A 21,058-nucleotide genomic window follows, 5' to 3' on the forward strand; every position below is an offset into this window, starting at 1 on the left:
GCGGCATAGTCTACCTGCAAAATGGCAATGAAACATGTCTTCTTATGATAACCATCAGGCGCTCTCTGGCCTGACGCTGGGCAAAACCACCTCTTACCGCGACACCTACGACGCCACGCTGCTTCAGGGCGTTCCCCGTTCATTAAACCGCGATCCACTCGGGCTAACGGCCAATAATCTGCCGTTTCGCGGAGCCGATATCTGGACGCTGTATGAACTCTCCTGGCTGAATGCTAAAGGCCTGCCGCAGGTCGCCGTAGGCCACGTGGAGCTGGACTACGCCAGCCTGAACCTGGTGGAATCAAAGAGCTTCAAACTCTATCTCAACAGCTTTAACCAGACGCGTTTCGCCAGTTGGGACGATGTGCGCGCCACGCTGGAGCGCGATCTGAGCGCCTGCGCGCAGGGCCTGGTTACCGTTGCGCTCTATCGCCTTGATGAACTTGAAGGCCAACCTGTCGCCCATTTTCACGGTACCTGCATCGACGATCAGGATATTGATGTAGATAACTACGCTTTTGATGCGGCGTTACTCACCGATGCCGCCAGTGGAAAAGTGGTGGAAGAGACGCTGGTCAGCCATCTGTTGAAATCTAACTGCTTGATCACCCACCAGCCAGACTGGGGATCGGTACAGATCCAGTATCGTGGGCCAAAGATCGACCGTGAAAAACTGCTGCGCTATCTGGTCTCATTCCGCCATCACAACGAATTCCACGAACAATGCGTCGAGCGCATTTTTACCGACATTCAGCGGTTCTGCCAGCCGGAAAAACTGAGCGTTTATGCGCGTTACACGCGTCGCGGCGGGCTGGATATCAACCCATGGCGCACCAATACCGATTTCGTTCCGGCTACGGGTCGCCTGGTACGCCAGTAAAACTTCGCGCGCGGGTTGTTAAACGTCATAAGCCAGGGCTATTGTAATCAAGAGGGAATATAAAATTTTCGTCCCGTAAGGAGTTCACTTGATTACACATATTAGCCCGCTTGGCTCCATGGATATGCTGTCGCAGCTGGAAGTCGATATGCTTAAACGCACGGCCAGCAGCGACTTGTACCAACTGTTTCGTAACTGTTCGCTCGCTGTGCTGAACTCAGGAAGCCTGACGGACAACAGCAAAGAGCTGCTTTCCCGCTACGAAAGTTTTGATATCAACGTGTTACGCCGTGAACGCGGCGTAAAGCTGGAACTGATAAACCCACCGGAAGAGGCCTTTGTTGACGGGCGGATTATCCGTTCGTTGCAGGCTAACCTGTTCGCCGTGCTGCGCGATATTCTGTTCGTCAACGGGCAGATTAATAACGCCGGGCGTTTCCAGCATCTGGATCTGGAAAGCTCCATCCACATCACCAACCTGGTCTTTTCTATTTTACGTAACGCCCGTGCACTGCACGTGGGCGAAGCGCCGAGTATGGTGGTCTGCTGGGGCGGTCACTCAATCAATGAAACCGAATACCTCTACGCCCGCCGTGTGGGAACCCAGCTTGGTCTGCGCGAGCTGAATATCTGCACCGGCTGCGGGCCAGGTGCCATGGAAGCGCCAATGAAAGGCGCCGCTGTAGGCCACGCGCAGCAACGCTATAAAGAAGGTCGCTTTATCGGGATGACCGAACCGTCGATCATCGCTGCCGAACCGCCAAACCCGCTGGTCAACGAATTGATCATCATGCCGGACATTGAAAAACGCCTGGAAGCCTTTGTCCGTATCGCGCATGGCATCATCATCTTCCCGGGCGGCGTGGGCACAGCAGAAGAGTTGCTCTATCTGTTGGGGATCCTGATGAATCCGGCCAACAAAGATCAGGTGCTGCCGCTGATCCTGACCGGGCCGAAAGAGAGTGCGGATTACTTCCGCGTACTGGATGAATTCATTGTCAATACGCTGGGTGAAGCCGCGCGCCGCCACTACACCATCATTATTAATGATGCCGCTGAAGTGGCCCGCCAGATGAAAAAAGCGATGCCGCTGGTGAAAGAGAACCGCCGCAATACCGGCGATGCCTACAGTTTCAACTGGTCAATACGTGTTGCGCCGGACCTGCAAGTGCCGTTCGAGCCAACCCATGAAAATATGGCGAATCTCAAACTTTATCCGGATCAACCGGTAGAAGTGCTGGCAGCGGATCTGCGTCGCGCGTTCTCCGGCATTGTCGCGGGTAACGTGAAAGAGATGGGTATTCGAGCGATTGAAGAGTTCGGACCCTATAAAATTCATGGTGATAGCGAAATGATGCGCCGTATGGACGATCTGCTGCAAGGTTTTGTCGCCCAACACCGTATGAAATTGCCAGGCTCCGCCTACATCCCCTGCTACGAAATCTGCTCCTGATCATGAAGGGCGACCAATAAGTCGCCCTTATACCTAAAACACCTCTTTTCAGTAACGCCGTTTACTCCACCAAGAATTAATACAATCCAATTGCTTTTATCGTCGATAAATCACTGTAATTGAGGCGGTTAACAGCGATTTTATCCTATTTCAACTATGTGGGTTTGATCGCAAATCTTGCCAGTGATAGCCTTCGCGCCCATAAATCTCACGTCATGATCGTTAAGTAGCGATATGGTCTAAATATACCCACATAAAAAGTAGATTATTGCAATTGCGATCCCGATCACTGATAGAGTCATAACATAAATGTATCTTTCCGCCGCAAATAATTGCGGAAAGAAATTATAAAAAAACCGTGATTGACCGGATTTAATATTACCGCTGGCGTTTCGGGCATGGTTTTTACCCGTAATGGCAGCATTTTGCTTTTCCCAGGAGATTTATCAATGGAAACGACTCAAACCAGCACGTTGGCCTCGACCGAAACGCGCAGTTCATGGCGTAAGACCGACACCATGTGGATGCTGGGCCTCTACGGCACCGCCATCGGCGCGGGTGTATTATTCCTGCCAATTAACGCCGGCGTTGGCGGACTTATCCCGCTGATCATCATGGCGATCATTGCCTTCCCTATGACCTTCTTCGCACACCGCGGCCTGACCCGTTTTGTGCTGTCCGGTAAAAACCCGGGCGAAGACATCACCGAAGTGGTGGAAGAACACTTTGGTATTGGCGCAGGTAAACTGATTACCCTGCTCTACTTCTTTGCTATCTACCCGATCCTGCTGGTTTACAGCGTGGCGATCACCAATACCGTCGACAGCTTTATGACCCACCAGTTGGGCATGACGCCGCCGCCGCGCGCGATTCTCTCCCTGATCCTGATTGTCGGCATGATGACTATCGTGCGTTTTGGCGAGCAGATGATCGTAAAAGCGATGAGTATTCTGGTGTTCCCGTTTGTTATCGCCCTGATGCTGCTGGCGGTATACCTGATCCCGCAGTGGAACGGCGCCGTACTGGAAACCATGTCTTTCAGCAGCGCTTCTGCAACCGGTCACGGCCTGTGGATGACCCTGTGGCTGGCCATTCCGGTTATGGTATTCTCGTTTAACCACTCACCGATCATCTCCTCTTTTGCTGTAGCAAAACGTGAAGAGTACGGCGTAGAAGCAGAGCGTAAGTGCTCCCGCATTCTGGCGTTCGCGCACATCATGATGGTGCTGACCGTGATGTTCTTCGTGTTCAGCTGCGTGCTGAGCCTCTCTCCGGCAGATCTGGCCTCCGCGAAAGAGCAGAACATTTCTATCCTCTCTTACCTGGCGAACCACTTTAATGTGGAACTGATTGCCTGGATGGCGCCGATCATTGCGATGATCGCCATCACCAAATCCTTCCTCGGCCACTATCTGGGCGCGCGTGAAGGTTTCAACGGTATGGTTATTAAGTCTCTGCGCAGCAAAGGCAAAACCATCGAAATCAACAAGCTGAACCGCATTACCGCGCTGTTTATGCTGGTGACCACCTGGGCGGTGGCCACGCTGAACCCGAGCATCCTGGGCATGATCGAAACCCTGGGCGGCCCGATCATCGCGATGATCCTGTTCCTGATGCCGATGTACGCCATCGCCAAAGTACCGGCTATGCGTAAATACAGCGGCAGCATCAGCAACATCTTCATTGTTATCATGGGTCTTATCGCTATCTCCGCGATCTTCTTCTCCCTGTTCAGCTAATCTTTTCGCGCCGTCCGTTATGGGCGGCGCGTTCCTCTTTGCAATGGATAATGCGTTATGATCAGCGTATTCGACATTTTTAAAATCGGTATTGGTCCCTCCAGTTCACACACCGTGGGCCCAATGAAAGCCGGTAAACAATTCACAGACGACCTGATTGCCCGCAACATGTTGCATGATGTAACCCGCGTGGTCGTGGACGTTTACGGTTCTCTCTCCCTGACAGGGAAAGGCCACCACACCGATATCGCCATTATTATGGGCCTGGCGGGTAACCTGCCGGACAGCGTTGATATCGACACCATTCCGGGATTTATTCAGGATGTTAATACCCATGGCCGTCTGCTGCTGGCAAACGGTGAACATGAAGTGGAGTTCCCGGTCGATCAGTGCATGAACTTCCATGCGGATAACCTCTCTCTGCATGAAAACGGTATGCGCATCACCGCACTGGCGGGCGATAACGTCCTCTACAGCCAGACCTACTACTCCATCGGCGGCGGCTTTATCGTCGATGAAGAGCACTTCGGCCAAACCAACAGTGCACCGGTCGCGGTTCCGTACCCCTACAAAACCGCAGCAGATTTACAGCAGCACTGCCGCGATACCGGCTTGTCGCTCTCCGGCCTGATGATGCAGAACGAACTGGCGCTGCATAGCAAACAAGAGCTGGAGCAGCACCTTACCCGCGTGTGGGATGTGATGAGCGGCGGGATTGAACGTGGCATCGTCACCGAAGGCGTGTTGCCGGGTAAATTGCGTGTACCGCGCCGCGCCGCAGCACTGCGCCGCATGCTGGTCAGCAGCGACAAAACCACCACCGATCCGATGGCGGTCGTTGACTGGATCAATATGTTCGCGCTGGCGGTTAACGAAGAGAACGCTGCGGGTGGCCGCGTGGTTACCGCGCCGACTAACGGCGCCTGCGGGATTGTTCCTGCGGTGCTGGCCTACTATGACAAGTTTATCCGCCAGGTGAACGCCAACTCGCTGGCCCGTTACCTGCTGGTCGCCAGCGCGATAGGCTCGCTGTATAAAATGAACGCGTCCATTTCCGGTGCGGAAGTGGGCTGTCAGGGCGAAGTGGGCGTTGCCTGCTCAATGGCGGCGGCAGGTCTGGCGGAACTGCTCGGCGGCAGCCCGGCACAGGTTTGCATCGCAGCGGAGATCGGGATGGAGCACAACCTCGGTTTGACCTGCGACCCGGTAGCCGGACAGGTGCAGGTACCCTGCATCGAGCGTAACGCCATTGCTTCCGTGAAAGCGGTCAACGCGGCCCGTATGGCGCTGCGCCGCACCAGTGAACCGCGCGTCTGCCTCGATAAAGTCATCGAAACCATGTATGAAACCGGTAAAGATATGAATGCCAAATACCGCGAAACCTCACGCGGTGGCCTGGCCATGAAGATCGTTACCTGCGACTAACCCCCGCACAGGATGCCTCGTTTTGCGAGGCATCTTCCTGATTGTTCCCCGTTTCATAGCCTCGCAGTGCCTGCGATGTTACCCTTAGCGCACGATTTCAAGGAGGGTATCTGTGGCTCATCTGTTAATTGTCGACGCACTCAACCTGATCCGCCGGATCCATGCGGTACAGGGATCGCCCTGCGCGGATACCTGCCTGCATGCGCTGGAGCAATTGATTGTGCACAGTCAGCCCACTCATGCGGTGGCGGTATTCGATGATGAAGCCCGCGCGCAGAGCTGGCGTCACCAGCGATTGCCGGATTACAAAGCAGGCCGCCCGCCGATGCCGGACACATTACACAACGAGATGCCCGCATTGCGCGCCGCCTTTGAACAACGCGGTATTCGTTGCTGGGCGACGCCGGGTAACGAAGCAGACGATCTTGCCGCTACGCTGGCAGTAAAAATGGCGCAGGCCGGGCAACAGGCGACCATCGTTTCCACCGACAAGGGTTACTGTCAGCTACTCTCACCGACAATCCGCATCCGAGACTATTTCCAGAAACGCTGGCTGGATGCGCCCTTTATTGCGCAGGAGTATGGCGTCACGCCACAGCAGTTACCGGATTACTGGGGGCTGGCGGGCATCAGCAGCTCGAAAGTACCGGGGGTCGCCGGGATTGGCCCGAAGAGCGCCACTCAGCTACTCACTGCCTTTCCGACTCTCGAAGCCCTGTATGACAATCTGCATGAGGTGCCGGAGAAGTGGCGGCAGAAGTTGCAGGCACACAAAGAGATGGCGTTTACCTGCCGGGACGTGGCGCGGCTGCAAACCGATTTACAGCTGGATGGCAACCTGCAACAGCTGCGACTGACGCGTTAACCGGGCCCACCGGGTGGCGGGCCTTAGCGGATTATTTCCCTCTGAACGGATGATGTTTCACCCAGTGTTCAGCAATATCCTGGCGGCGGCAGATCCACACATCGTCATGGCTCTGCACATAATCGAGAAACCGCTGCAATGCGCGAAAGCGCCCCGGTCGCCCCAGCAAACGGCAATGCATGCCAATTGACATCATCTTTGGCGCGGTTTCGCCCTCTTCATACAGCACATCAAAGCTGTCTTTCAGATAGGTGTAAAACTGCTCGGCGGTGTTGAACCCCTGCGCGGTGGCAAAGCGCATATCGTTGGCATCCAGCGTATAGGGCACGATCAGGTGCGGCTTGCCCGCCTCTGTCGTCCAGAACGGTAAATCATCGCCGTAATAATCGCTGTCATAGAGAAAGTCCCCTTGCTCCACCACCAGCTTGCGGGTGTTCGGACTGTCGCGCCCGGTATACCAGCCAAGCGGCTTTTTGCCGAACAGGGTGTGCAGGATCTCAATGGCCTGCTGCATATGCTGCCGCTCAGTCTGGATATCCAGATCCTGATAATGGATCCAGCGCCAGCCGTGACTAACGACATCGTAATCGGCTTCTTTTATTGCATCGACGATAGCCGGGTTACGCGCCAGCGCCATTGCCACGCCGAAGACCGTTAGCGGCAGACCGCGTTTCTGAAACTCCTGATGGATACGCCAGAAACCCGCGCGCGATCCATATTCATAGAGCGAATCCATCGACATATGACGTGCCGGGTAGCTGGCCGCGCCAATAATGTCAGACAAAAACTGCTCCGAGCCGCTGTCGCCGTGCAGCACATGGTTTTCGCCGCCTTCTTCGAAGTTAAGGACAAACTGAACCGCAATACGCGCGCCACCCGGCCACTGTGCGTGAGGCGGTTTTCCCGCGTAACCTGCCATATCGCGCGGATAATCGGCGGTAAAGTGCCAGAAAGGTTTGTCCGTTGCTGATTGCATACTGATTTCGACCTCTTTATTCAGTGCCGCTTTCAGCAAAGCTGTTCGAAATATCCTGAAAGCGGCTTTTTATTGGGATACGCGAGATCGCCGTATTTACTGGTGCCAAGCCCAAGAGCGAGGAGAGATTCCACCATCTTCACCGCTGCGGTGACGCCATCAATCACCGGAATACCCAGCTCCTGGGTTAGCGCCCCCGCAAGATCGGCCATACCGCCGCAACCCAGCACGATTGCGCCGCTGTTATCCTCGCGTTTTGCTTGTATACAACGCTCGCGTACCTTTTGTTGAGCAAGACCCGTGCCATCTTCCAGCACCAGCACCGGTAAATCGATCGCATGCAGCGCTGCGCAGTGGTGTTCAAAGCCATACTGGCGCAATAAATGGCGGGCAATAATCACCGTGCGCGGCAGCGTGGTGACGATCGAAAAGCGCGTCGCCACCAGCGTTGCCATATGCATTGCCGCTTCGGCGATGCCAACCACCGGACCGGCGGCCAGCTCACGCGCCGCCAGCAGTCCCGGATCGCCAAAACAGGCAATCACATGTCCCTGAGCGCCCTGCGCTTTGCCCTGTTTAATCTGCTCCAGCACCCCCAGCGCGGCGATGGCTTCATCAAAATGCCCCTCGATAGACGCCACCCCTTGCGATGGACAGCTGGCAAGGATGGTTGTCCCGGGCGACGCCACGCTGCGGGCCGCCATCTCAATGGTGTGGGTCATCTCCGGGCTGGTATTGGGATTAATAACGTGTATACAAAATTCGCTCATCGGTGTTCTCCGCTGGCGCCAAACAGGCGGGCAAAATCAGGCAACGTTTCGCCGCTGCGCTCGAAACGCAAGCTGGAAACAATATGATCAAAGTGATGGGCCATAGCGTCACTCAGCGCGGGCAGTGCTTTTTTACGCAGCAGCGCAATCAACTGATCATGGTCGTCGCAGCGGCACCCACGTTGCCACGGCGCGCCCCAGGCGGCAATCACCAGCGACGAACGCTGTGCAAGGGTGGTAATAATGTCGGTCACCACCGCATTGCCGGAAATCGCCTGCAACTGGATATGAAAAGCGGCCGAGTGGCGGATCGCCGCCGCGCCATCGTGGCACTGGTGCGCCTCTTCTTCCAGCGCGACAATTTTTTCCAGTCCCGCCAGATGCGGCGGCTGTAAATGTTCCAGTACCTGCGGCAGGTTGGCGCACTCAATCATTTTGCGGGTGGTGAAGATGGCCTTTGACTCTTCAACGCCCGGATGCGCCACAAATGCACCACGTCTGGGCGTCATGGTGATCATTTGCACTGTTGCAAGGCGCGTCAGCACCTTGCGGATCCCTGTGCGACTTACCCCAAAGACCTCCGCCAGCGCCTCTTCCGGCAGCTTGCTGCCGGGCGGTAATTGATGTTCAACAATGGCGGTCATCAACGACTGCCAGATGAAATTCTCTTTATCTTCCAGATCCGAAGGGGTCTGCAGCCCCATCTGATGATTCATGTTGACGTTCCTTTGTTACTTAGCCTTTCTATTTTTGTATACATCATTAATTTATTTTGTATACAAAAAATTAAAACCTGGCCTGGTTAATGCAACGTGAGCGTACAGACAACACGTCACTATCTGTATGCAGAGGAGCAGAATCCATGCCAAATGTTGAACCTAATTACGATGCACGTTACAGCCCACGCCTCACCAATGAGGATTTGGCCCCCACCCGCGACCAGAACTGGAGCTGGTACAATATTTTCTCTTTCTGGATGTCCGATGTGCATAGCATGGGCGGGTATGTGGTCGCCGCCAGCTTCTTTGCCCTGGGTCTTGCAAGCTGGCAGGTCTTACTTTGCCTGCTGCTGGGAATTTGTATTGTGCAGTTGTGCGCAAACCTCGTTGCCAAACCCAGCCAAATGGCGGGCGTACCGTATGCGGTGATTTGTCGCCAGGCGTTTGGCGTCTTTGGCGCGAATATTCCGGCGGTGATCCGTGGACTTATCGCCTTTGCCTGGTACGGTATTCAGACCTACCTGGCCGCCAACGCTCTGATGCTGGTGCTCCTGAAGTTCTGGCCCGAACTTGCCCCGATGACAACCGGCCATTTTCTTGGTCTCTCTCACCTTGGCTGGGTCTGCTTCGGCATTATGTGGGTATTGCAGGCGCTGGTGTTCTGGCATGGAATGAGTGCGATCAAACGCTTTATTGATGTTGCTGGTCCGGCGGTGTATGTGGTGATGATGGCGCTGGCCGGCTGGATCCTCTACCAGACGGGCTTCGAGGGGATCTCCTTTACGCTTGCCAGCAAACAACTGACCGCAGGAGAGCAAACCTGGCAGATGATCACCGCCACGGCATTGGTGGTCTCTTACTTCTCCGGCCCACTGCTGAACTTTGGCGACTTCTCGCGCTATGGCAAAAGTATGCAGGAGATCCGTCGCGGCAACCGTTGGGGCCTGCCGTTCAACTTTCTGCTGTTCTCGATTGTGACCGTGGTGATCGTTTCCGGTACGCAGTCTCTGTTCGGCAAAATGATCACCGATCCGATTGAGACCGTCAGCCATGTGGGCAACAGCCTGGCGATGGCAATTGGTCTGCTGACGATGATCACCGCCACTATCGGCATCAATATCGTGGCGAACTTCGTCTCCCCGGCGTTCGATTTTTCCAACTGTTCGCCGCAGAAAATCAGTTTCCGCGCTGGTGGCATGATTGCCGCCGTTGGCTCAGTGCTGTTGACGCCGTGGAACCTGTTCCAGTCACCGGAACTCATTCACTACACGCTGGATGTGCTGGGTGCGTTTATCGGACCGTTGTTTGGCATCCTGCTGGCGGACTTTTATCTGATCAAACGCGGGAAGGTGTTTGTCGACGATCTGTTCAGCGTGTCACCGCAGGGACGTTACTGGTACAACAATGGTTTTAACCCGAAAGCGATTGCCGCGCTGGTGCCTTCGGTGGCGGTTGGTCTGATTATCAGCTTTATTCCGGCGCTGCATGAAGTGGCCAACTTTAGCTGGTTTATCGGTGCGTTCCTGGGGGCGGGTTGCTATCGCTGGCTGGCACGCCATGAACGTGAAGACGTTAGCCACGGATTCAGTACACAGCGCGTGACGGCGAAAGAGTAAAAACGACGAAGGCCTGAATCATTGCTGATTCAGGCCTTCTGAATAGTGGCGGAACGGACGGGACTCGAACCCGCGACCCCCTGCGTGACAGGCAGGTATTCTAACCGACTGAACTACCGCTCCGCGTTGTGTTCCCTTCAGGGAACGAGGCGCATATTACGGATTGCACCTGACGCCGTCAACGCTTTTTCCGGCGTTTTGAATCGTTTGCTGCAAAAATCGCCCGCAATAATGTTTTTGCAGAAATTACAATGTGATTCAGCTGCGCCACAGGCAGCTTCCACCTTTTTTCTGCACCAAATCGAGGCGGGATTCATGGGCCATCACCTCCTCATCACTGGCTAAAACAACCCGCAGCTTGCTTGCCTGACGTGCAACACGCTGGATCCCAATTTCCCCGGTCTGCGACTGCCCCTCGCCTTCCATCGAGAACTTCATCGATGTCTGGCCGCCGGTCATCATCAAATAGACATCAGCAAGGATTTGGGAGTCGAGTAACGCGCCGTGCAATGTACGTTTACTGTTGTCGATTTCGTAACGCGAGCAGAGCGCATCAAGGCTGTTGCGCTTGCCAGGGAACATCTTACGCGCCAGCGCCAGGCTATCGGTTACTTTACAGAAGGTTTCCGTTTTCGGAATACCGCGATTCAGCTTGCTGAACTCGTAGTCCATAAAGCCGATATCAAACGATGCGTTATGGATCACCAGCTCCGCGCCGCGGATATAATCAATAAACTCATCGGCAATATCGCCAAACGTCGGCTTATCCAGCAGGAATTCGTCGGCGATGCCGTGAACGCCGAACGCTTCAGGATCCACCAGCCGGTCGGGCTTGAGGTAGATATGGAAGTTGTTCCCGGTCAGGCGGCGGTTCACCACCTCTACCGCGCCGATTTCAATAATCTTGTGCCCTTCATAGTGGGCGCCGATCTGGTTCATACCGGTGGTTTCGGTATCGAGGACGATCTGTCGTGTAATTGCAGTGCTCATAGCGGCCATTTATGTCAGACTTGTCGTTTTAAACACAGGAAGTCTACCAGAGATGCTTAAACAGGTAGAAATTTTCACCGACGGATCTTGCCTTGGCAATCCAGGCCCCGGTGGCTACGGTGCGATTTTACGCTATCGCCAGCATGAGAGAACCTTCAGCGAAGGCTACCGTCTCACCACCAATAATCGCATGGAACTGATGGCGGCGATTGTTGCACTGGAAGGGTTAAAAGAGCATTGCGAAGTGGTGCTGAGTACGGACAGCCAGTATGTGCGCCAGGGGATCACCCAGTGGATCCACAACTGGAAAAAACGCGGCTGGAAAACCGCAGAAAAAAAGCCCGTGAAGAATGTCGATCTCTGGAAACGTCTGGATGCCGCACTCAGCCAGCATCAAATTCGCTGGGAGTGGGTCAAAGGTCATGCAGGTCACCCGGAAAACGAACGCTGCGATGAACTGGCGCGAAACGCCGCAATGAACCCCACTCAGGAAGACGTCGGCTATCAACCTGAGAGTTAAGACTGGCGCGTTGCGCCAACCGTCTGACGAACCCGGGGTTTATTACGGCTCTGCTTCATCGGGTTAAGCGTTAAAGGGATGGTGCGTTTGCGCGCGACAATCAGTTGCATACACCCCAGCGCCGGTAAGTGCGTGCTGAGCAGTTTTCCACCCTGTTTTGTCCAGGGCAGCACGCGAAAACCGCTATAATGTAAGACTTCAAAATTGAGCAGCGACAGCCAGTCGAGCTGGCGCATCAGGGTAAACATTCGGCTTCTGACCACCGGGTTGCGGCGAACAAACGGCACGGCTTTACATAGCCCAAGCAGGCTAATCGGGTTAAACCCGCTCATCACCAGCCAACCGTCGTCGATCAATACGCGGTCAACCTCCTGCAACAGGCGATGCGGATCGGTGCACCATGGGAGTGTATGCGCCAGCAGGCAAGCATCCACCGATTTCTCCGCGAAGGGTAAATGCAGAGGGTCGGCTCTGACCTGAGCAGGCTCGCCGCTCAGTGACACGTTGACCTGATGGGAAATAGCGCAACTTTCGACATTGATTTCCGCGCTGAGATTACCGATCTTAAGCAAATGAAATCCATACATTTTTGCCAGCCACGGTTTAAGTTCTCCCTCCAGCGCCTCACGATAATATGCGCCTTTGGGTAGCTCGCCCCAGCCTGCAGGTGCTACGAATGTTTGAGGAGTCCTTGCCGGTTTCATCACAACCTTCCGCTACGCTTTGAGAGGTAATTTATGAATCTTAACAGTATTCCCGCGTTTCAGGATAACTACATCTGGGTGCTGAACAACGATGACGGGCGTTGCCTGGTTGTCGATCCAGGCGAAGCCGCACCGGTACTGAGCGCCATTCAACAGCATAACTGGCAACCGGAAGCGATCCTGCTGACCCACCATCACAACGACCACGTTGGCGGCGTGAAAGAACTGCGCCAGCATTTTCCTGACATAGTGGTATATGGGCCAGCAGAGACACAAGATAAGGGAACGACCCGGATCGTCGCTGAAGGCGATACGGTTACAATTTTGGGCCATGAATTTTCTGTGTTCGCCACGCCGGGTCACACTTTAGGACATATCTGTTTCTTCAGTTTTCCTTATCTTTTTTGCGGAGACACACTGTTTTCAGGTGGATGTGGAAGACTCTTCGAAGGGACGGCAAAGCAGATGTATCAATCCTTTTGCAAAATTAATGCACTTCCGGATGATACGGTCATTTGTTGCGCACACGAATACACTTTAACAAATATGAAGTTTGCGGTGAGCATTCTTCCGCAGGATAGTGCACTTAACGAATACTATCGAAAAGTTAAGGAGTTACGTGCAAAAAATCAAAATACACTCCCCGTAATTCTTAAAAATGAACGGCGAATTAATTTATTTTTACGCACGGAAGATGCTGATTTAATTGAGATAATTAACAGAGAAACAAATTTGCAACACCCTGAGGAACGTTTTGCATGGTTAAGGTCAAAGAAAGATAACTTCTGACATTTCCGGGTTGCCTTTTGAAAACTTCGCCGTTATGATCGCTCGTCTTTTAAGCAACTACTATTGACACACACATGAAGGCAAAAGCGATATTATTCGCCTCTGTCCTGCTCGTGGGGTGCCAGGCCTCAAAACACGATGGCACGGTCCAACAGCACGCACAGAGCCTTTCTGCAGCTGGTCAAGGGGAAGCAGGAAAGTTTACCAGTCAGGCGCGGTGGATGGACGATGGAACATTCGCCGCCCAAAGCAACAGTGACTTGTGGGCTTTCATTAGCGACGAGCTAAAGATGGGAATTCCGGAAAATGGCCGGATTCGCGAACAGAAACTAAGGTACTTAAGCAATAAGAGCTATCTCCACGATGTAACTTTACGGGCAGAGCCGTATATGTACTGGATAGCAGGGCAAGTTAAAAAACGTAACATGCCCATGGAACTGGTACTACTACCCATAGTGGAGAGCGCTTTTAACCCACACGCGACGTCTGGCGCCAATGCCGCAGGCATTTGGCAGATCATACCGAGCACGGGGCGTAATTATGGTTTAAAACAGACACGCAGCTACGATGCGCGTCGTGATGTTGTGGCGTCGACTACCGCCGCCCTCGACATGATGCAGCGTCTTAACCGTATGTTTGACGGCGACTGGTTATTAACCGTCGCCGCGTACAACAGCGGTGAAGGTCGCGTACTGAAGGCAATAAAAGCGAACAAAGCGCGGGGTAAACCCACGGACTTCTGGTCGCTCTCGTTGCCGCAGGAAACCCGGATTTACGTGCCCAAAATGCTGGCCCTGAGCGATATTCTCAAGAACAGCAAACGCTATGGCGTGAGTCTGCCAACACCAGACGAAAGCCGTGCGCTGGCGCGCGTCAGATTGAGCAGCCCGGTTGAGGTTGAACAGCTGGCGGAAATGGCGGGTATTTCAGTGAACAAGCTGAAAACCTTTAACGCAGGCGTTAAAGGCACAACGTTAGGTTCAGCGGGGCCACAGTACGTGATGGTGCCGCAGAAACATGCAGATCAGCTGCGTGAATCGCTGGCATCCGGCGAAATCGCCGCCGTACAACCGACGCTGGTCGCGGACAATACGCCGTTAACCAGTCGGAGTTACAAGGTTCGCTCAGGCGACACGCTTTCCGCTATCGCATCACGCCTTGGCGTGACCGCAAAGGATCTCCAGCAATGGAATAACCTTCGCGGGGCGAATCTGAAAGTGGGTCAGAACCTGACGGTTGGCGCAGGCAGCAGTGCACAGCGTCTTGCCAGCAACGGCGATAGTATTACCTATCGCGTGCGCAAAGGTGATTCGTTGTCCAGTATTGCAAAACGTCACGGCGTGAACATTAAAGATGTGATGCGCTGGAACAGCGATACTGACAATCTGCAGCCTGGCGATCAACTGACGCTTTTCGTGAAGAACAGCGCCACGCCGGACTCCTGATATAAGCCAATAAAAAAAGCACCGATCCCCCGGTGCTTTTTTTTCGCCCCTCGCCTGTCGCTACTTCTCTGTTTTCCCCGGGCTGAACTCCACCAGCAGCGGATTATGGTCGGAAGCACGGGTCACCAGCACCGATGCCTCTTGCACATTCAAACCACGGTAGAATACAAAATCCAGCGGACGACCAAACGCCCGGCGGCGGTTGTCATCGGTAAATCGCACCTGGCGCAGGGACATATCCCGTGAGAAGCGATAGAGCGCATTCATTCGCGGGCGGCTCCAGGCGTTGAAATCCCCCGCCATGATCACCGGCCCGACATGGCGCATGATCTGATCGCCAATCGGCAGCAATTGCTTGCTATACACATCAACGCCGAGGCTGAAGTTTACCGCATGCACATTCACCACCATCAGGTTGCGCGCATCCGGCAATGGGTAAACCGTCACCAATGCGGATTTGGCCAGCCGTAAAATCGGCTCACGCTCGCGCAATGGGCAACAGTAAACCGGGTGGGCAGCCGAGAGCGTCATTACACCAGACGGATGCTGCGGCAAAACAAAAGCGGGAACCTGATCGGCGGCAAGATAGTGAGTGGTCGCAAACCGAACCAGTTCCGGCGTGGTCTGCGCTTCCTGTAACAGGACAAGATGGGCGTCTTTACCAAAATTCTGCAATACCGACAGCCATTCAGCGCGTTGCTGTTTAAAGATATTCCACACCAGCACGCGGATTTTCTCATCGCTGCTGAGTGGCACGCCAGCAGGCAGCGCCTTACCAATACTCGCGAAAGATCCCGGCGGTAAAATGCGCTCCGCAGGCTGTCCGGCAACATATCGCATTGCATAGGTATTCTTTGGCACTTTCGGCTTAAAACCTCGTTGATTTTCGCACCCGACTCCCTGGTGCTCATTCAGTTATAGGGATTTTAGCGCACAGTTTCAACGCCAATAGACAGAAAAGCCATCAGTTAAGGTGAGTAAGTACTTAATAACTTTTTCGCCCACAGGCGGCATGGCATCACAGCAGGCAACATGATTTAATAGCAAAGGAATGAATAATATCGCTGAAATATTGCTACAGAGGCAAAAATGAAAACGACTTCGGAAGAACTCGCGATCTTTGTCGCGGTTGTCGAAAGTGGCAGCTTCAGCCGGGCAGCGGAACGCCTGGGGCAGGCAAATTCGGCGATCAGCCGTGCAGTCAAAAAGCTGGAGAACAAGCTCGGTGTAAACCTGCTTAATCGCACCACCCGTCAGCTCAGCCTGACAGAAGAAGGCGAACGCTATTTCCGTCGTGTGCAAAATGTATTGCAGGAGATGGCGGCGGCGGAAACGGAAGTGATGGAAACCACATCCATTCCACGCGGTACACTACGAATTGATGCCGCAACTCCCGTGGTGTTGCATTTCCTGATGCCGCTGATTAAGCCCTTCCGCGAACGCTATCCTGAAATTACCCTCTCGCTGGTCTCCAGCGAAACGTTTATCAATCTGATTGAACGCAAAGTCGATGTCGCGATCCGGGTGGGCAAACTCACCGACTCAAGCCTGCGCGCCCGGCCTTTGTTCAAAAGCTACCGTAAAATTATTGCCTCACCCGAATATATTGCCCGTTACGGCGTGCCGGAATCCGTAGACGCGCTGAGCGGTCACACCTGCCTGGGGTTTACCGAACCGGCCTCGCTTAACACCTGGCCTGTCGCCTCGGCGGATGGTCAACTGTACGAGGTGACACCGGATATTTCGTCCAACAGCGGAGAGACGCTCAAACATCTGTGCCTGAGTGGCAATGGCATCGCCAGTTTATCGGACTATATGATCGACAAGGAGTTGGCCAGCGGGGAGCTGGTGGAGGTGTTAGCGGATAAACGCCTGCCAGTAGAGATGCCCTTCAGCGCGGTGTATTACAGCGACCGGGCGGTCAGCACACGTATTCGCGCCTTTATCGATTTTATCAGCGAGCATGTGCCGCGCTAACGCGCTAACAGTAACGGGAGCAAACGCTCCCGCTGTTTTATGCCTCAATCCCACTGAGGCGCCAGCCCTTCCGGGCTAACCAGACGATCGTTGCACTCCAGTTCGGCGATCGCCGCGTTGTCTGCTGCATCCAGTTTCAGCGACTGCGACAGCAGGTTGCTCGCCAGATTTTCACGTCGGGTGGACGACGGGATCACTGCATAACCTTTGCCCATCGCCCAGGCCAGAATCACCTGTGCCGGCGTGGCGTTGTGTTTCTGCGCAATCCGGCCAATCACGTCATCCTTCAGCGCTTTGCCATAAGCCAGCGTCATGTAAGAGGTAATGTGAATGCCATGCTGGCTCGCCCAGTCAACCACTTTACGGTTTTGCAGATAGGGGGAGAGTTCTATCTGATTGGTGGCGATATTTTCTACACCAACGGCCGCAATCGCCTGCTCCATTAACGGGATAGTGAAATTCGATACCCCAATCTGGCGAGTCAGTCCCTGCGCTTTCGCTTTCATCAACTGCTGCATTGAAACGGCAACCGGTACCGCCGCGCCCGGAGAAGGCCAGTGGATCAGCGTCAGGTCAACATAATCGGTGCCCAGTTTTTGCAGGCTCTCTTGCAGGCTGGGGATCAGCTTGTCTTCGCCCAGATTTTCCGTCCAGATTTTAGTGGTGATAAACAACTCTTCACGCGGGATGCCACACTGAGCCAGTGCTTTACCAATCGCCGCTTCGTTACCATAAATCTGTGCGGTATCAATCACACGATAACCCAGTTCCAGTGCCTGGGTGACGGAGGCAATTACCGCTTCATCCGTTAACCGGAAGGTACCCAGACCAAATGCAGGGATAGACATAAGAATTCCTCTTTTCATCACTTTCCAAAATTGTGTGCAGATTATTACCAGCCGAGTCACCGGGAAAAAGAGCCAAAAAAGCAGAGGATTTTTGCGTCAGCAGCAATAGTGTTCAATGCGGAGCACTATAGTTACTTGCATTTTGAAAGTCACTATGTCACCGTGAGGACAAATCCTGAACTGTTCTCTGGTCTGAAGATGAAAAATGAACCCCTTTGCCATGCCCCTTGCCCTATCGCCCGCAGCCTGGGCCGCATTGGCGACAGTTGGAGCATCATTATCCTGCGCGACGCGTTTGCCGGTTTTACCCGCTTTGATGAGTTTCAAAAAAGCACCAATGTCGCGCCGAATATCCTCTCCCGTCGCCTGAAAGAGCTGGTTGAAGACGGCCTGCTGGAAAAAGTGTGCTACAGCAGTACCCCACCGCGTTATGAATACCATTTGACCGAGCGCGGTCGCGATTTTCGCCCCGTATTGCTGGCGCTGGCGCAATGGGGCAACCGTTATTTCTCCCCGGAAGGACCGCAGATCCAACTCGTTGAGAATGCAACTCAGCGCCCGGTAGAAGCCATCCTGGTTGATAAAACCACCGGAGATCCTATTACACCGGAGAAATACACGTTGGTTCCCGGCCCCGCCGCTTCACCGGTTATTCACTATCGCCATGGTTATTTGCAACGCAAACGCACAGGTGATACAGGGCAAAAATTCTTACCGCAGCAGCATATGGGTGACCATCATGACCCAGAGGAGTAAGAAAAAAGCGCTAATGCTGGCGCTTATTGCCGCAGCATTACTGACAACTGCGGGTTATGGCGCGTACTGGTGGCATAGCGGGCGTTTTATGCAATCCACTGACGATGCCTACGTCGGCGGCGACATCAGCGCCATTTCCACGAAGGTCTCCGGCTATATCCAGCGTATTGCCGTGCAGGACAATATGGCGGTCAGGAAAGGTGACCTGCTGGTGCAACTCGACGATCGTGATTACCAGGCAGCGCTGGCAAAAGCGCTTGGCGAAGTGGCCGCCCAGCAGGCAGCGCTGGCAGATGTGGCAGCCTCCCGGCAATTACAACGGGCGGCAATTGAAGGAGCCACTGCATCGCTGGCAGCCGCCCGGGCAGCAACAGAAAAATCCGCTAACGATAACCGGCGCTATGGCGCGCTGGTCATGTCCAGTGCGGTCTCCGCGCAGGTGCGGGAAAACGCAGCGGCGGATTATCGTCAGGCACGGGCACAAGAGAGTAAAGCCCAGGCTGACCAGAGGGTGGCGGAGCGGCAGTTGAGCGTGCTGGATGCGCGCGAGAAACAGACGCTGGCAGCGTTGATGCAAGCGCAAGCCAGTCTTGATATGGCGCGGCTAAACCTCAGTTATACCGAAATCCGTGCGCCGTTTGATGGTGTGATTGGTAACCGACGGGCGTGGTCAGGATCGTATGTCAACAGCGGCACCCAGTTGCTTTCCCTCGTACCGGCGCAGGGCCTGTGGATCGATGCCAATTTTAAAGAAAGCCAACTGGCGCACATGCTCCCCGGGCAAAGAGCGACTGTTGTTGCAGATGTCTTGCCAGGCCATACCTTTAGCGGGCGCGTCGCCAGCGTCTCTCCGGCAACAGGATCGCGCTTTAGTATTCTTCCCGCTGAAAATGCCACAGGCAATTTCACCAGGATCGTCCAGCGGGTTCCGGTACGTATTGCGCTGGACGGTGAAGCCGCCACGCTCAATGTGCTGCGCCCGGGTTTATCGGTGATCGTCACCGTTGATGAAAAGAGCGCACAATGAGCGTCAGCGATGCCTTGCACCGGCAGCATGAAATGCCGTTGTCGGTCAGCAAGAAGGTGTTCGCCTTCGCCACAATGTGCATCGGGATGTTTATTGCGCTTATCGACATTCAGATAGTCTCCGCCTCTTTACGGGATATCGGCGGCGGACTTTCGGCCGGAGACGATGAAACTGTCTGGGTACAGACCAGTTACCTGATAGCCGAGATCATCATCATTCCTCTCTCCGGCTGGCTGGCAAGAGTGATGTCCACTCGCTGGTTGTTTGCCGCGTCTGCTGCTGGGTTTACCGTGATGAGTGTGCTGTGCGGCTGGGCGTGGAATATTCAGAGCATGATCGTTTTTAGGGGTTTGCAAGGACTGGCGGGCGGGTCGATGATCCCGTTGGTCTTCACCACCGCTTTTGCTTTTTTCCAGGGGAAGCAACGGGTAATCGCGGCGGCAACAATTGGTGGGCTGGCCTCGCTGGCACCCACACTTGGCCCGACAGTAGGTGGCTGGATCACGGAAAACTTCAACTGGCACTGGTTATTCTTCGTCAATATTGTGCCGGGTATTTACATCACCCTCGCCGTGCCGCTGCTGGTCAAAATCGACACGCCCGACCCTTCGTTATTGCGCGGTGCGGATTACCTCAGCATTTTGTTGCTGGCAGTTTCCCTTGGCAGCCTGGAGTACACACTGGAGGAAGGCCCGCGCTGGGGCTGGTTTGATGACAATACCCTGGCGTTGACTGGCTGGATCGCCCTGTTGTGCGGCATCGCGTTTATTGTGCGGACATTACGTCATCCCCAACCGGTCATGGATCTGCGCGCGCTGCAAGACCGGACGTTTACCCTTGGCTGCTACTTCTCGTTTATGGCAGGCGTAGGCATCTTTGCTACGATCTATTTAACACCGCTGTTTTTGGGTACAGTGCGCGGTTTCAGTGCACTGGAAATTGGTCTGGCCGTTTTCTCGACCGGCTTGTTTCAGGTGCTTTCCATTCCCTTATACGCATGGCTGGCTAACCGCATCGATCTGCGCTGGTTGCTGATGGCCGGGTTGCTGGGTTTTGCCGCATCAATGTACAGCTTCATCCCAATCACGCATGAGTGGGGTGCAAGCGAACTACTGCTACCACAGGCGTTTAGAGGCATTTCGCAGCAGTTCGCCGTTGCGCCAACGGTCACGCTGACCCTCGGTAGCCTGCCACCTGCAAGGCTGAAACTGGCGTCCGGACTGTTTAATTTGATGCGTAATCTGGGCGGCGCCATCGGTATTGCCCTGTGCGGGACAGTGCTCAATAACCGGACCAATTTGCACTACAGTCGTCTTGCCGATCATCTGAATAACACCAATCTTTCACTGACTGATTTTCTTCAGGGAAGCATCTCAAGGCTTATGGGGATGGGTATTTCTCCCGATCTTGCCGACAGCGTCACGCTGAAAAACCTTTCAGCACTCGCGTTGCGAGAAGCGCGAACAGAAGCGTTCGCGGATACATTCTATTTGATCATGGCTGGTTTTTTGATTGCCGCGCTGCTTGTGCCATTTATGAAAAAGCCGCAGGCGTAGTAA

Annotated in this window: 20 protein-coding genes and 1 tRNA gene; 13 read left to right on the forward strand and 8 right to left on the reverse strand. The window is 54.3% G+C overall.

The genetic code is table 11. The annotated features are described in order from the left end of the window. The first annotated feature begins 34 nt into the window (after window positions 1-34). From queF to xni, 5 genes are all read left to right on the forward strand, one after another. Window positions 35-880 carry an NADPH-dependent 7-cyano-7-deazaguanine reductase QueF gene (queF, locus tag N7922_RS20070; protein WP_263097960.1) on the forward strand — a complete coding sequence of 282 codons (846 nt, stop codon included), beginning with the start codon at window positions 35-37 and terminating at the stop codon, window positions 878-880. 88 nt (window positions 881-968) lie between these two features. Further along, a complete protein-coding gene (ppnN, locus tag N7922_RS20075) occupies window positions 969-2,333 on the forward strand; it encodes a nucleotide 5'-monophosphate nucleosidase PpnN (protein WP_263097961.1) in 1,365 nt (454 codons plus the stop codon). A 449-nt stretch (window positions 2,334-2,782) separates the two neighbouring features. Continuing rightward, window positions 2,783-4,072, forward strand: a complete 1,290-nt coding sequence (locus N7922_RS20080) for an HAAAP family serine/threonine permease (RefSeq protein ID WP_263097962.1) — start codon at window positions 2,783-2,785, stop codon at window positions 4,070-4,072. Between the two features lie 57 nt (window positions 4,073-4,129). After that, complete coding sequence (locus N7922_RS20085) at window positions 4,130-5,497, forward strand: L-serine ammonia-lyase (RefSeq protein WP_263097963.1); 1,368 nt, start codon at window positions 4,130-4,132, stop codon at window positions 5,495-5,497. Between the two features lie 112 nt (window positions 5,498-5,609). After that, window positions 5,610-6,362, forward strand: coding sequence for a flap endonuclease Xni (gene xni / locus N7922_RS20090; RefSeq protein WP_263097964.1), 753 nt, complete (start codon window positions 5,610-5,612; stop codon window positions 6,360-6,362). Window positions 6,363-6,393: 31 nt separating this feature from the next. Here xni and puuE read toward each other — a convergent pair whose 3' ends face one another. From puuE to N7922_RS20105, 3 genes are read right to left on the reverse strand one after another with little or no spacing between them, the layout of a single operon-like run. Further along, on the reverse strand, window positions 6,394-7,338 hold the full coding sequence (gene puuE, locus N7922_RS20095) for an allantoinase PuuE (protein ID WP_263097965.1): 945 nt from the start codon (window positions 7,336-7,338) through the stop codon (window positions 6,394-6,396). A 32-nt stretch (window positions 7,339-7,370) separates the two neighbouring features. Beyond that, the gene (locus tag N7922_RS20100) at window positions 7,371-8,108 is read right to left on the reverse strand and encodes an aspartate/glutamate racemase family protein (RefSeq protein WP_263097966.1); all 738 of its coding nucleotides are present in this window, start codon (window positions 8,106-8,108) and stop codon (window positions 7,371-7,373) included. Next, a complete protein-coding gene (locus N7922_RS20105) occupies window positions 8,105-8,824 on the reverse strand; it encodes a GntR family transcriptional regulator (RefSeq protein ID WP_263097967.1) in 720 nt (239 codons plus the stop codon). The genes N7922_RS20100 and N7922_RS20105 overlap by 4 nt, the downstream gene beginning before the upstream one ends. 146 nt (window positions 8,825-8,970) lie before the next feature. Between N7922_RS20105 and N7922_RS20110 the strand changes: the two genes are divergently transcribed. Beyond that, the gene (locus tag N7922_RS20110; protein ID WP_263097968.1) at window positions 8,971-10,443 is read left to right on the forward strand and encodes an NCS1 family nucleobase:cation symporter-1; all 1,473 of its coding nucleotides are present in this window, start codon (window positions 8,971-8,973) and stop codon (window positions 10,441-10,443) included. Between the two features lie 46 nt (window positions 10,444-10,489). Here N7922_RS20110 and N7922_RS20115 read toward each other — a convergent pair. Together N7922_RS20115 and dnaQ are read right to left on the reverse strand one after the other, a co-directional pair. After that, window positions 10,490-10,566 (reverse strand) — tRNA-Asp (locus tag N7922_RS20115). Between the two features lie 135 nt (window positions 10,567-10,701). Next, complete coding sequence (gene dnaQ, locus N7922_RS20120) at window positions 10,702-11,433, reverse strand: DNA polymerase III subunit epsilon (protein ID WP_263097969.1); 732 nt, start codon at window positions 11,431-11,433, stop codon at window positions 10,702-10,704. On the opposite strand from dnaQ, the gene rnhA reads away from it, so the two are divergent. Next, on the forward strand, window positions 11,387-11,953 hold the full coding sequence (gene rnhA / locus N7922_RS20125; protein WP_197058861.1) for a ribonuclease HI: 567 nt from the start codon (window positions 11,387-11,389) through the stop codon (window positions 11,951-11,953). The two genes, dnaQ and rnhA, sit on opposite strands and share 47 nt — an antisense overlap. Here the strand turns inward: rnhA and N7922_RS20130 are convergent. Further along, window positions 11,950-12,657 carry a class I SAM-dependent methyltransferase gene (locus N7922_RS20130; RefSeq protein WP_263097970.1) on the reverse strand — a complete coding sequence of 236 codons (708 nt, stop codon included), beginning with the start codon at window positions 12,655-12,657 and terminating at the stop codon, window positions 11,950-11,952. The two genes, rnhA and N7922_RS20130, sit on opposite strands and share 4 nt — an antisense overlap. Before the next feature lie 33 nt (window positions 12,658-12,690). On the opposite strand from N7922_RS20130, the gene gloB reads away from it, so the two are divergent. Further along, window positions 12,691-13,446: a hydroxyacylglutathione hydrolase gene (gene gloB / locus N7922_RS20135; RefSeq protein WP_263097971.1), complete on the forward strand. Its 756-nt coding sequence runs from the start codon at window positions 12,691-12,693 to the stop codon at window positions 13,444-13,446. Window positions 13,447-13,520: 74 nt separating this feature from the next. Beyond that, on the forward strand, window positions 13,521-14,891 hold the full coding sequence (gene mltD / locus N7922_RS20140; protein ID WP_263097972.1) for a murein transglycosylase D: 1,371 nt from the start codon (window positions 13,521-13,523) through the stop codon (window positions 14,889-14,891). Between the two features lie 60 nt (window positions 14,892-14,951). Here the strand turns inward: mltD and N7922_RS20145 are convergent, their stop codons facing one another. Then, complete coding sequence (locus tag N7922_RS20145; RefSeq protein WP_263097973.1) at window positions 14,952-15,752, reverse strand: endonuclease/exonuclease/phosphatase family protein; 801 nt, start codon at window positions 15,750-15,752, stop codon at window positions 14,952-14,954. A gap of 228 nt (window positions 15,753-15,980) precedes the next feature. Here N7922_RS20145 and yafC point away from each other — a divergent pair, with 228 nt between their 5' ends. Continuing rightward, complete coding sequence (gene yafC / locus N7922_RS20150) at window positions 15,981-16,868, forward strand: DNA-binding transcriptional regulator YafC (protein WP_263097974.1); 888 nt, start codon at window positions 15,981-15,983, stop codon at window positions 16,866-16,868. Window positions 16,869-16,912: 44 nt separating this feature from the next. On the opposite strand, the gene dkgB is transcribed toward yafC, so the two are convergent. Further along, the gene (gene dkgB, locus N7922_RS20155) at window positions 16,913-17,716 is read right to left on the reverse strand and encodes a 2,5-didehydrogluconate reductase DkgB (protein ID WP_263097975.1); all 804 of its coding nucleotides are present in this window, start codon (window positions 17,714-17,716) and stop codon (window positions 16,913-16,915) included. Window positions 17,717-17,914: 198 nt separating this feature from the next. On the opposite strand from dkgB, the gene N7922_RS20160 reads away from it, so the two are divergent. From N7922_RS20160 to N7922_RS20170, 3 genes are read left to right on the forward strand one after another with little or no spacing between them, the layout of a single operon-like run. Further along, the gene (locus N7922_RS20160) at window positions 17,915-18,472 is read left to right on the forward strand and encodes a winged helix-turn-helix transcriptional regulator (protein ID WP_263097976.1); all 558 of its coding nucleotides are present in this window, start codon (window positions 17,915-17,917) and stop codon (window positions 18,470-18,472) included. Further along, a complete protein-coding gene (locus N7922_RS20165) occupies window positions 18,456-19,499 on the forward strand; it encodes an HlyD family secretion protein (protein ID WP_263097977.1) in 1,044 nt (347 codons plus the stop codon). Before N7922_RS20160 ends, N7922_RS20165 begins: the two co-directional genes overlap by 17 nt. Continuing rightward, window positions 19,496-21,055 (forward strand): DHA2 family efflux MFS transporter permease subunit, encoded by a 1,560-nt coding sequence (locus tag N7922_RS20170; RefSeq protein WP_263097978.1) that lies wholly within the window; start codon window positions 19,496-19,498, stop codon window positions 21,053-21,055. The genes N7922_RS20165 and N7922_RS20170 overlap by 4 nt, the downstream gene beginning before the upstream one ends. Window positions 21,056-21,058 lie beyond the last annotated feature (3 nt).

The organism is Kosakonia sp. ML.JS2a (assembly GCF_025642095.1).
Taxonomy (GTDB): Bacteria; Pseudomonadota; Gammaproteobacteria; order Enterobacterales; family Enterobacteriaceae.